We start from the raw sequence: 12,428 nt of genomic DNA on the forward strand, positions 1-12,428 counted from the left end.
GGGAGTCCCCCCGGGCCCAGCCGCTTTATATTTTCATAATAACTCAAACCGGTAAATATCACCGAAAGTTACTTACCCACATGAAGCCGTAATACCGTCTTACGCCTGGCCGTGGCAGTTCTTGTACTTCTTGCCGCTGCCGCATGGGCATGGATCGTTACGGCCAACGGTGGATTCCACATGCACCGGACGTTTCTCAGCCGGCTCGGCGTTGGTGGAAATCTTGTTCTCCTCCACAACCGACTGCCGTTCCTGATTGGTCTCGATGTGCGCCTTCATAATATAGGTCGCGACTTCTTCCTGGATATTCGCTGTCATGGCATTGAACATCTCGAAGCCCTCGAACTGATATTCGCGCAGCGGATCGGTGCCGCCGTAAGCACGGAGGTGAATCCCTTGACGAAGCTGATCCATGGCATCGATATGATCCATCCATTTGCTGTCTACGGAACGCAGAACAATGACCTTCTCGAATTCGCGTACCAGCTCGGAGCCAAGGCGTTCTTCACGTGCAGCATATTTCTCCAACACACGGCCGAAGATGAACTCGATCATCTCATCGACTTCCTTGCCCCACAGATCATCACGGGTCAGTTCATTCTCTTCCAGCAGCTTGCTGTTCACATAGTCTGCAACCTCTTGCAGCTCCCAGTTCTCAGGGATATCATCGCTGCAGTGTGCATTCACTACGCGGTCGATGACCGGCTTAATCATTTCCACTACGATGTCCTTGATATTGTCAGACTCCAGAATCTCACGGCGCTGCTTGTAGATAATCTCGCGCTGCTGGTTCATGACGTCATCATATTGCAGGACGACCTTACGGATGTCGAAGTTATTGCCTTCTACCCGTTTCTGTGCGGATTCCACCGCCCGGGTAATCATCCGGCTCTCAATCGGCTGGTCTTCCTCGAATCCAAGGCGGTCCATCATGTTGAGCACGTTGTCTGCTCCGAAGCGCTTCATCAGCTCATCGCCAAGCGACAGGTAGAACTGTGTGGAGCCCGGGTCGCCCTGGCGTCCGGCACGTCCGCGAAGCTGATTGTCAATCCGGCGGGATTCATGGCGCTCTGTACCAATAATATGCAAGCCGCCAAGATCAGTTACGCCTTCACCCAGTACGATATCCGTACCGCGTCCGGCCATGTTGGTAGCAATGGTGACGGTTCCCGGCTGACCGGCATAGGAGATGATTTCGGCTTCAGCCGCATGATGCTTGGCATTCAACACCTGATGCCGCACACCCTTGCGCTTCAGCATTTCCGATACCCGCTCGGAGTTTTCAATGGATACTGTACCTACAAGTACAGGCTGATTCTTTTTGTGGCGTTCCACAATTTCATTCACGACCGCGTTGAACTTGCCGTTCTCGCTTTTGTAGACGACATCCGGCATATCAACCCGCTGGTTCGGCTTATTCGTAGGCACCTGGAGAACCTCCAGGCCATAGATCTTCTTGAATTCCTCTTCCTCGGTCTTGGCTGTACCGGTCATGCCGCCCAGCTTGCGGTACATGCGGAAGTAGTTCTGGAAGGTGATTGTAGCGAGCGTCATGCTCTCATTCTGCACTTCAATCTCTTCCTTGGCTTCAATCGCCTGGTGCAGCCCGTCGCTGTAACGGCGGCCCTGCATGAGACGGCCTGTGAACTCATCGACGATCATAACCTCGTCATCGTTGACTACATAGTCTACGTCCCGGCGCATAATTGCGTTCGCCTTCAGCGCCTGCACGATATGATGGTTCAGCGTGACATGGCTGTGGTCATACAGATTCTCGATGCCAAAAGCCTTCTCCGCCGTAGCCACACCCTTCTCGGTCAGCGCAACCGACTTCACCTTAATATCAATGGTGTAGTCTTCTTCAGGCGTCAGCTTCTTGACGAACCGGTCGGCTGCATAATACAGCTCTGTCGATTTCTCAGCCTGGCCGGAGATGATCAGCGGTGTCCGCGCCTCATCGATCAGGATGGAGTCGACTTCGTCAATGATACAGAAGTACAGCGGGCGCTGTACCATCTGTTCCTTATAGAGGACCATGTTGTCGCGCAGATAGTCGAACCCGAATTCATTGTTCGTTCCATACGTAATATCGCAGGCATACGCCTGTTGTTTATCATTATGATCCATGCCGTTGAGGTTCACCCCGACGGTCATGCCCAGGAAGTTATAGATTTGTCCCATTTGTGCGCTGTCGCGCTGGGCCAGGTAATCATTGACGGTTACGACATGCACACCCTTACCCAGGAGCGCATTCAGATACACCGGCAGCGTTCCGACCAGTGTCTTACCTTCACCCGTCTTCATCTCGGCGATCCGGCCTTCGTGCAGCGCCATCCCCCCAACGAGCTGAACGTCAAAATGCCGCATGCCCAGCGTCCGTTTGGAAGCTTCGCGTACGGTTGCAAAGGCCTCGGGAAGAAGCTCCTCCAGCGTCTCGCCCTTCTCAATCCGGGCGCGGAATTCTTCTGTCTTCGCCCGCAGCTCTTCATCCGTCAGCTTGACGAAATCCGGCTCCAGACCATTAATGACTTCGACCGTCTTCATGAGACGTTTAACATCACGTTCGTTGGTATCTCCAAATATTTTCTTAACAAGTCCTAGCATGGTTAACCCCTTTCATGCAACACAGATGGTGGAACCGAGCCCATCCTCAAGACTTAAGTGAAAGGGCCAGATCAAATTTCGATTCCGCTGCTTCATAAATTGTAACAGTTTGTAAGAGAAGCCGCAATACAAGCCGCCCTAACCTTATTCTGCATAATCCGCTTAATTCAGGACAGATGATGGCATTTCAGTGAAAGTGCTGTATATACGAACAAGAGCCCTATTCGCTTCAGGCGAATAGGGGCTCATCTAATTGTCTGCTTCAGGCTGAACCGAGCGCCCTTGGGTAACCTTCGTTATCCCTGTTCAATCAGTCCATATTTGCCGTCATCGCGCTTGTAAACAACGCTGACTTCAGAGGTGTCAATGTTGGAGAACACGAAGAACGTATGTCCGATCATGTTCATCTGCAGAATCGCTTCTTCCACATCCATAGGCTTCAAGGTGAACCGTTTGTTCCGCACAACCTCAAGATCATCGTAATCCTGCTCCTGCTCTTCAACCGCTACAGTGCTGCCGGCCCCTTCAACGAACAAGGTCTTCAGACTGCCTTCCTGGCGGAACTTGCGGTTCAGCTTGGTCTTGTGCTTGCGGATCTGACGTTCCAGCTTGTCCACTACGGCATCGATGGAGGCATACATATCATCACTGCGGTCTTCCGCACGGAGCGTCACACCGGACAGAGGGATAGTCACTTCCACCGTATGAAGGCCGCGAACGACGCCAAGCGTCACATATCCTTCTGAGGTAGGGGGTGCTTCGAAGTACTTCTCAAGTCTGCTGAGCTTCTTATCAACATAGTCTCTCAAAGCGTCGGTCACTTCAATTTGTTGACCTCGAATGCTGAATTGCATAAGGCACTCCTCCTTTGTTTACTTTCTCATTATAGCAAATTGTCAGGGCTAAGTAAAAAACAAAAGCTGTCAGCCTTTACATCTAACTAACAAAAGGTGTCACACCCAATCCCCTTCATGAAAAAAGCCCGGCCGGAGCGTAAAACCGCCCCAGCCGGACCGATGTTCATGCTGTTTATTTCGTGTGGACCCGCAGGATCTCTACTGGAGAGAAGGTGCCGTTGGAATCCGTGATAAAGAAGACTTTATACGCTGTATTGGCAGTGAGTCCTGTTAGGTTAATACTTTGTTTCACAATTGGACTACCTGTAAGTGTACCTGCCGAAGGTGCTGTCAGGTGAACGCCAGCGCTGTTCTTTCCTTCAGAAATTTGTTGGGCTGTAGGATCAGCTTCGTCCGCCTTCACCACCACGTATTTCAGCGGAACTGGTAGTACGCCTGCCTTACCATAGCTCGCATATACTTCGGCTGACACACTAGTTACACTGGTGATTCCAACCTGTGTAACGGAAGTGTCCGTGCCGGCTGCAGTCTTCAACTGAAGCGGCGTTACGCCGGACCAGTTGCCGGAAGTATCTGTCAGGGCAACGTATACCGTGTACTCCGTTCCTGCATTCAGACCATATACCGAGAAGGTAACGGTAGTGTTGGCTGTTGTTGCGATTTTGCCGGAATGAACGCCAGCAGTGTTTGCACTAGTCAACCCGTCTCTCACTTGTACCGCAGTTGGTGGTGTTGCGTTCATGCTGTAAGGAGCTACAACATAGTACACCGATCCTGTTACAGAAGGCGTAACATACACATCTGCAGTCACTGAGCCGACATGACCATAAGCCACGTTGCTCACCGATGGCACGGTTACGCTGCCGCCACCGCCGCCACCGCCTCCTCCACCGCCGCCAGTACCGCCACCGCTACCGCCTGGAACCGGAGTAGCTGTTGGGCTGGTGCTCGGTACAGGTGTTGCTGTAGGAGTTGGAGTTGCAACCGGTGTTGGAGTCGGGATTACTCCGCCGCCAGTGGCTGGCTTGTGGGCTACCGAGTTGCTGATGATGCCCACTGCCTCAGCCCGGGTCAGCGATTTCTTCGGACCGAAGGTGCCGTCAGGATAGCCGTTAATAATCTTCTTGTCGGACGCCGCTGCTACAGCAGCCTTGGCCCATGCCGCGATCTGGGCATTGTCCTTGAACTTAATGGCATTGGAGCTTGTCCCTAGCTTAAGCACCTTGGCAGCAATGACTGCAGCCTCTTGGCGGGTAAGCGGGTTGTTGGCCCGGAAGGTATTGTTCTCATACCCGCCGATGTAGCCGGCTTTGACTGCCTTGGCTACTTCACTGTAGACCCAGTTGGATTTCTTCACATCCGTGAAGCTAATGGAAGCCGTCTCGGTGAACCCGAACAGGCGGTTGATCAGTGCAACATATTCACCACGGGTAATAGCCTTGTTCGGCTTCACCGTTCCGTCAGGATAACCGCCGAGGTATCCTTTGTCCAGCCAGCTCTGCAATTGCTTCTGTGCCCAGTGACCCTGAATGTCCTTAGGGGTTGGTGCTGCGGATACACTTGCCAGTGAACCGAACAGCATCGACATCCCAAGCACTCCAGTCATCAGGCTGCGCCACAATTTTCTCATGCGTTTGTTCATCCTCCTGTGATTGTGATGGGCATAGGCTTCACTGCATGGCTTCTTCCCTTAAAGCACGTTCGGAAGCATACGCCTAAGCAAATAAAAGAGTGCAAACTAGGCAACAAAAAAAGCCCAACGGTTCCCATTACCCAAAATTTAGGTAAACATAACAGGTTTCTTGAAATTCATTTTACAAAGTGTCTAATCCGGGGTGGTTTCAGGCCTGTTTTACGGGGAAATATCAGCTAAATGTAAAAAAGCCCTGCTAAGCAGGACTTCACTTCAAGCCAGACCCGGCCGCCCAGAGCGTGATTCAGGCAGCATAAAAAAGACCCCGGGGAAAATCCCCAGGGTCTACCGCTAGCGTTGTCTCAATTGCTAACCATCTACCATATATGTAGGTCGGCTTCGCCGGATGATTATAATTTGATGACGTTAGCTGCTTGTGGTCCGCGTGCGCCTTCAACGATATCGAACTCTACGGATTGACCTTCATCCAATGTCTTGAAACCGTCAGTTTGAATCGCGGAGAAGTGTACGAATACGTCGCCACCGTCGGCAGTTTCGATGAAACCATAACCTTTTTCTGCGTTAAACCATTTAACTTTACCTTCCATTGACTAAACATTCCCTTCGTCATCAGATGAACGTGAGTCATGCTCACAACTCGACTATACCACCGCTGCTTCTCTATTGTCAATTGGAAAAGTAAATGATTACTTTCAATATTTTACCATGACGTATTTTAAGAGAAGGACCCCAGCTTTCTGTGATATCGTACAAAAAAGGAGCCGACGCTTGTAAATACCCGTCTTCTCCCCAACTGAAACAGTATGCAGCTATTATTTTTTGCGGTCCATCAGGAAGCTGTCCGGCGTATAACCAGCCTCATAGGCGCTGCGCTGAATTTTGGCCTGACTCCGCTTCTGGAGGAAGTCCTGGGCCTCCAGGCGGAGGGCGTTCATGCGGGCCAGGAGTGCAGCATCGTGACCCAGGATTCGCTCAATTTCGCGCATTTGCGCAGCCGATGCCGGACAAATTGCGACCTTTTCTGCAATCGAATCGACAAGAATCTGCCGCTCCTCTACGAAGTCTTCCAGGTCCTCATAGACCGCATCCGGCAGCCGGTCCAGCATCTCCTGCGTCAGCTGATCCAGCCCGCGGATAAGCTCATCCATTCGCAATCTCCGTCTGGCTTGCCGCCAGCTTGGACGCCTGCAGCCAGGTCTCGCGCAGCTCGGTAAGATAACCAATGGCTTCCTCTGCCTTATCAAGGTTTTTATGAATGTTCGCCTGGATTAACAGATAGTTCGTATATTCATAGAGAGAGTAGAGCCCCTTGGACACTTCAATCGAGTAATCCAATGTGCTCATTAACTCGCTGATAATCGTCTGGGCCTTCCCAAAATTCAAATTCGACTTCTCCAGGTCCTGCTTCTTCAACCCGTCCACCGCAGTTTTTGCGAAGCGGATCGCTCCGTCGTACAGCATAATGACAAGTTGCGCTGGAGTCGAAGTCTGGACAGAAGACTGGCGGTATTTATCGTAAGGAGATTTAATCAAATTTGTCACCCTCTATTGTGAAATATTCTTAATTGCCGGTGGAGAACAGGCTGTTGGACTGCGATTGGAGCTTGTTCATGGCGGTCTCCATGGCAGTGAATTGTTTGTAGTAACGGGTCTCCGTATTGTTCAACATTGTGGTCATAACACTGATACGTGAGTTGTATAACCTCAATTTCTTACCCATCACGCTTTCTTCCTTGAACGTACTGGTAAGGTCCATAGAGTATCTGTTCGTTCCCGCCCGCTCCGAGATTTTCTCGATGGCTCCTGTAATTTTTTCAGCCATTTTGTCGAAAATACCCTCTTTGGGGGCGCTAGCCGGGCCTTGCAATAAATCGAGTGCAAGCTGCGGATTCTCATTGATGGCCTTACTCAGCTTCTCCTCATCAATAACGAGCTTGCCGTTCGACATATAATTCCCGGTTGTGATGCCCAGGGTGCTTAATGGTCCCAGCTTGTTACTGATAATGCTGCGCATTTCAGACAAGACGGACTTGATAATATCATCATTCTTAAGCAACCCGCTCTGCGCCTTCTCAGTCCAGGTTTTGACGTCTGCCTCTTTCATCTCAGCCTTCTGCGCATCCGTCAATGGTCTGAAATCACGATACTTCGCCTCGTCGATCTTGGAATTCAGGGCCAGGATCAGGTTGTTATAATCTTCAACGAAGCTCTTGATGGATTCCACGGCTTTAGTAGAATCGGTCTGTGTCTTGATAATAACCGGTTCGTTATCTTTAGTTAATTCGAGAAGAGTGAGTTGCACTCCGTTAATAGTAAAAGTATTGCTGGTTACATCCTTGATGGGTTCACCATTTATTTCAACTTCAGCATTCTCACCATCGAGCTTCTTAGTAATCGAGTTGTCATCTGCCGGGTTGGACTTCATCCCATTGAAGAGCTTCATGAAACCGTAGGAGTTGCCGCTGAGTTTGACAGCCCCCTCAGGATTTCCAGGATTATCTACTATCCCGGTCAGTTTCAGGACCCCATTCTCAAAGGTGGCAGCTACTTTGGCAGCATTACCCTCATTTATCTTAGTCAAGACATCTGAAATATTATCAGAACCTTTAAAGGTAAACGATTTGCCGTTGATACTGAATGTAATGTCCTTCACTTCATCATCGGTCAGAGCAGAATTATTAAGCTGGTTGGTAAGCTGCGTCAATGTAGTGGAAAGAGTAGCGTCTGTAAGCGGATTGGTCTCTACAACCTTTTTTGTAGTGAATAGCCCCAGAACAGTGTTGCTGCTGGCAGGAGAACCCATTACTACTGCACCATCTTTACCCCCCGTCTTGGAGGCAATGGTCAGCTTCCCGGTAATTTCATCATAACTGGCGATCGCATTGGCCTTCGTAGAAGAATTAATCGTTGCCACCAGCGTCGAGATCGAGGTCATACCGTTGAATAGGGATTTCCCGTCCGCATCCTTAAACGTCTCGCCGTTGATGCTGATATCGAAGCCCTTCTTCAGATACTCCTCCATATCCAGACCTTGCATACTACCAAGGTCAACGCCATCTAGTGCAGCCAAGGAGGTGGTAGCAGGTATGCCTTGTCCTAAGCCGGCTGTCTCATAAGTCGTTCTTGTAGCCAGCTTTGTAACCTTAACGGCCATCTCCTGTCCGGTCGCATTGGCCGTCGCCTCAGCCTTAAGCGCGGTCGTATTGCCGCTAAGTACTGCCTTTTGTGCATTTAAAGCAGAGCTAAGTCCATATTTTAAAGTCAACTTATTAGTTCCAAAATCATACAGCTTACTGTTCATCTCCCGGTAGCTCTCACGCGTCCATTGCAGGATCTGCTTGTCCTGGTTCAGCTTGTCCAGCGGCACCCGCTTGGCCGCCATCATACTCTTCACCATACTATCAATATCCATACCTGAGAATCCATTGATTCGCGTAACCAAAAAAGCACCTCCTTAGATTAGATCTTCTCGTCTATAAGCAGACCGGCAAGCTCCATCATATTTGCCACCAAATCCAGTGTCTTCTCCCGTGGAACTTCACGGATTAGCTCGCCAGTGTCCTTATTGAGCACCTTCACCATAATGTCATGTGTCTTCTCGTGGATGCTGATCTCCAGCGTGGTCTGGGGGCCCTGCAAAGATTTCACTGCCCGTTCGATGGTGCGGATCAGTTGTTCCTGACCTACTGACACACTCGTTCCCTGTCTCTCCTTCAAGGCCATATCCTTCATATCCCGGATTCCTGACGCTTGATCTGCAGACGCTACAGACCCTGCACCAGACGGCATAGTCTCTGGCTTGCCCTGTCCGCCAGTTGTCGTACTAGCCGTAAGCGAAAACTGTACATTCATTAACCCCGACCTCCACCAACACTCAATTTATACTTTATATATCGGTTAGTTTCAGGGATAATTTAGGATTTTGGCACGTCTGCAAAAGAAAAAAGACTCCGGGTCGCCCCGGAGCCTAAGGTAAAGCAGGAATAAATTAACGAAGCAATTGCAGAACGCCTTGTGGCTGTTGGTTAGCCTGAGCCAACATAGCCTGTGCAGCCTGTGCAAGGATGTTGTTCTTAGTCTGCTGCATCATTTCTTTCGCCATATCAACGTCACGGATACGGGATTCAGCTGCCGTCAGGTTCTCAGAAGCTGTTCCCAAGTTGTTGATGGTGTGTTCCAGACGGTTCTGAGTCGCACCCAGCTTAGAACGCTCGCTGGATACTGCTGCCGTAGCCTTGTCCAGAATTGCAATGGCTGCTGCTGCGCCTTCCTTAGTAGCAATGTTCAGTGCAGCTTCGCCCTTCACATCGTTAGTTCCATCAGTTACTGTGTTAGCAGCGGTGAAACCTGCTGTTCCAGCTTTAGCAGTGATACCCAGAGCGTTAGCACGCATGTCGTTGATCGACAGACTCATGGATTGACCAGTGTTAGCACCGATTTGGAAGGTAGTTTCGAAGGCTTTCTGAACTCCGCCGTCTTTGATTTCGAGTTTAGAAGTAGCACCTGTAGTTGCACTATCAATTTTGATGATACCAGTAGCTGCACCAGTTGCAGCAGCTTTGATACCTTCAACTTTGCTATCCAATTGAGTAGATACAATATTTGCCAGAACATCATCAAAGTTAGCTGTTGCATTGATTGCATCACTGATGTTTACTCCAATGCCTTTACCAGTGTAAGCACCTTTGTTAGCATCATAGAACTCTACTTGTTGATCATTAATTGTGAAGCCTTTACCAACGAGTGCTTCTACTTTGGCTTTGCTGTCAATATTGAGACCAGCAGAAGAGAAGTCCAAGTTAGTTGTTGCCGCAGTTGCTGCTGAAGTTGTACCAATTGCGTTTGTAACATCAGGAGTAAAGGTAGCTGCAGTCCCTCCTTCAGAATAATCTGAGATATTACCCGCAGCTCCATCAAACTTCCCACCTGCTACTGCTGTAAATGTGACTACACCAGCCCCATCCGAAACAGCAGTATAGTTTCCTTTTAGAACTTCATTCTCATCAATCAGTTTTTGGAAAGCTGCTGCTAACGCGTCCCCTGTATTTCCAGTCGTCGTGCCCGCCGTTGGAAGGTTAATGGATGCTGCGCCACCGTTAGTTGTAACTTCAAAATTTGCTTTTGTTGCGTTATTAGCAGCGTAAGTTACATCAAGGTCAACACCATTAAGTTTGATACCAACAGTATCATTGGCAATTGCAGCTGCACTTAGCGTGACTGTTGCTGTGGCCTGAGTATGAACTGCATCCCCACCAGTTTGCTTAACAGCAGTAGGAACTAACCCTGAAGCTGTCAGATTGGTTTTTCCATCACCCTGCAGCAACTTCTGAGTGTTGAACTCAGTAGTGTTACCGATACGGTTGATTTCGGAAGTCAGAGCGTTCATTTCATCTTGCAGCGCTTGACGGTCGGAATCAGTGTTGGTTCCGTTCGCGGATTGGTTCGCGATTTCGCGTTGACGTTGCAGGATGGAGTGAGTTTCGTTCAGTGCGCCTTCAGCTGTTTGAATCAAGGAGATACCATCTTGAGCGTTGCGGGCAGCCTGATCCAAACCGCGGATCTGACCGCGCATTTTTTCGGAGATTGCCAGACCAGCAGCGTCATCACCTGCACGGTTGATGCGAAGACCGGAAGACAGCTTCTCGATATTTTTGTTAGTGTTAGCAGTGTTGATGGACAGTTGGCGGTGAGTGTTCAACGCCGGTACGTTATGATTGATAATCATTGGATATTTCCTCCCTGAAATTGAGTTAGTTCCACATCCTTGTGGTAAGCATTGAACCATTAAGGTCGGCCGCCCTGCCGGCTCAATGCCTAATACATATATCGACGGCCCGGCCCAAACTGTTTAGAGTATTTTTCCGTTTTTCGATAATTTTTTTACTGTCTTGCCCTGAACACCAAAAACCCGAGCCACATCAAGCAGCCCAGGTCCTATAATGTATCCTATTCTATAATCTAAAACTTCCTTACTGATTCCCTCCACGCAGACGGTGGATCAGCGCATTCAAGTCGGTTGGCTGAGGCGCTACGGATTCGCGGTTGGATTCCTGGATCGACAGGTAGACCTCTTTGCGGAAAATATCGACATGCTTCGGTGCAGAGATCCCCACCTTCACCGTATCGCCTTCCACACTTAGAATCGTGAGTTCGATCTGGTCCTGGATGACGATGGTCTCCCCTTTTTTGCGGGACAGTACGAGCATGTTAACCTCCATCCTTTCCGTCAGCCACCAGCTGCTCCTGCAGCAGGCTGTGCTTCGTATGATATGAGGTGCGGTGAATGACAATCTGTTTTCCGGTCTGACCGCCGGGATTGAAGATTAGGGGGGCCAGCAGATTAATCGTAGACGCCTCCACCTGCTCCTTCAGCGTCACAATGCAGCGGACCAGCACCTCTGACTCGATTCCGAGCTCCTCGGCTTCATCATCTGGAAGCTCAAACTCATAGGAAGGATAGAAAGCAAACGGATCAGCTAGCAGGAAGGAATGCCCCGGCTCCTTAACCGACTGCAGCACCCAGAACGGCGATTCCTCTAACGCCACCAGGGCAAAATCCGCTTCTTCATCAAACCCGGGAATCCCCTTAGTGAAATGATAGATCTGCTCCTCACTCACTTCCAGCGTCCCCATCGATAACGATTCTATAATCAAGCTGTTCACTCCTAACATTCTGAATAGATAACAGAAAAGCTATCGAGGCGCATACAGCACATCCATAGCTTAGCTTAGCTCATTTACATTTGAACATTCAATTCCGGCGGAATAAATTGAATCGAAGCATATTGCTGCATATAGATATCCAGCTTGCCGCGTGTATATTCGGTCTCCGGGCGGTGCCTCTCGATCTGGATATCCACAGTAGCCGGCCTGAAGTTAATCTCTGGCGGCGTGGCTGTATAATGCAGATCAACATTATTATAAGACGCTGGACCACAGGGCTCGGGGAAGGAATTCGGCTCGGTATCTGTACCGACAATCTCGGCAATGCTGTTGCCGGGCTTGAAGAACTCCGCCATCCGCGTTCCCTGCTCGACTCTGCGGGCAATAGCCTGAAGATATAGCTGCTGAATACCAGAGTAGATTCTGCGGTTCATATCTAGCACACTGCCTCCGTTATAAGCGGCGCGTGCTCTTGTCTGGTCGATCATAAGCTCGGGCGGCGTGGATTGAACTGTAAGTTCACCTGGTGTGGTCGTAATCCGCATCTCGGCCTTCGGCTGAGTAATAGAGAATGATCCCATGTCTGCATCTATACCGATCCGTGCAGGGGTCTGCCGGATTTGTAGAATAGGTTGCATCTGTAAGAACCC

12 protein-coding genes are annotated in these 12,428 nt (G+C 49.9%); all 12 read right to left on the reverse strand.

Translation table 11 applies throughout. The annotated features are described in order from the left end of the window. Positions 1-99 precede the first annotated feature (99 nt). A complete protein-coding gene (secA, locus tag MHI24_RS13685) occupies positions 100-2,604 on the reverse strand; it encodes a preprotein translocase subunit SecA (RefSeq protein WP_340026133.1) in 2,505 nt (834 codons plus the stop codon). A gap of 296 nt (positions 2,605-2,900) precedes the next feature. Then, positions 2,901-3,458 carry a ribosome-associated translation inhibitor RaiA gene (raiA, locus tag MHI24_RS13690; protein ID WP_340026134.1) on the reverse strand — a complete coding sequence of 186 codons (558 nt, stop codon included), beginning with the start codon at positions 3,456-3,458 and terminating at the stop codon, positions 2,901-2,903. Positions 3,459-3,633: 175 nt separating this feature from the next. Next, positions 3,634-5,091, reverse strand: coding sequence for an S-layer homology domain-containing protein (locus MHI24_RS13695; protein ID WP_340026135.1), 1,458 nt, complete (start codon positions 5,089-5,091; stop codon positions 3,634-3,636). A 413-nt stretch (positions 5,092-5,504) separates the two neighbouring features. Further along, the gene (locus tag MHI24_RS13700; protein WP_019915069.1) at positions 5,505-5,702 is read right to left on the reverse strand and encodes a cold shock domain-containing protein; all 198 of its coding nucleotides are present in this window, start codon (positions 5,700-5,702) and stop codon (positions 5,505-5,507) included. A 225-nt stretch (positions 5,703-5,927) separates the two neighbouring features. After that, positions 5,928-6,263, reverse strand: coding sequence for a flagellar protein FliT (locus MHI24_RS13705; protein WP_340026137.1), 336 nt, complete (start codon positions 6,261-6,263; stop codon positions 5,928-5,930). Further along, positions 6,256-6,648 carry a flagellar export chaperone FliS gene (gene fliS, locus MHI24_RS13710; protein WP_340026138.1) on the reverse strand — a complete coding sequence of 131 codons (393 nt, stop codon included), beginning with the start codon at positions 6,646-6,648 and terminating at the stop codon, positions 6,256-6,258. The genes MHI24_RS13705 and fliS overlap by 8 nt, the downstream gene beginning before the upstream one ends. A 28-nt stretch (positions 6,649-6,676) precedes the next feature. Then, complete coding sequence (gene fliD / locus MHI24_RS13715) at positions 6,677-8,557, reverse strand: flagellar filament capping protein FliD (protein WP_340026139.1); 1,881 nt, start codon at positions 8,555-8,557, stop codon at positions 6,677-6,679. Positions 8,558-8,574: 17 nt separating this feature from the next. Beyond that, a complete protein-coding gene (locus MHI24_RS13720) occupies positions 8,575-8,967 on the reverse strand; it encodes a flagellar protein FlaG (RefSeq protein WP_340026140.1) in 393 nt (130 codons plus the stop codon). A 136-nt stretch (positions 8,968-9,103) separates the two neighbouring features. Next, complete coding sequence (locus MHI24_RS13725; protein ID WP_340026141.1) at positions 9,104-10,840, reverse strand: flagellin; 1,737 nt, start codon at positions 10,838-10,840, stop codon at positions 9,104-9,106. A 244-nt stretch (positions 10,841-11,084) separates the two neighbouring features. After that, positions 11,085-11,321, reverse strand: a complete 237-nt coding sequence (csrA, locus tag MHI24_RS13730; RefSeq protein WP_340026142.1) for a carbon storage regulator CsrA — start codon at positions 11,319-11,321, stop codon at positions 11,085-11,087. Between the two features lies 1 nt (position 11,322). After that, the gene (locus MHI24_RS13735) at positions 11,323-11,769 is read right to left on the reverse strand and encodes a flagellar assembly protein FliW (protein WP_340026144.1); all 447 of its coding nucleotides are present in this window, start codon (positions 11,767-11,769) and stop codon (positions 11,323-11,325) included. Positions 11,770-11,852: 83 nt separating this feature from the next. Beyond that, positions 11,853-12,416: a DUF6470 family protein gene (locus MHI24_RS13740; RefSeq protein WP_340026146.1), complete on the reverse strand. Its 564-nt coding sequence runs from the start codon at positions 12,414-12,416 to the stop codon at positions 11,853-11,855. Positions 12,417-12,428 lie beyond the last annotated feature (12 nt).

It is taken from the genome of Paenibacillus sp. FSL K6-1096 (genome assembly GCF_037977055.1).
GTDB lineage: Bacteria > Bacillota > Bacilli > Paenibacillales > Paenibacillaceae > Paenibacillus_AQ.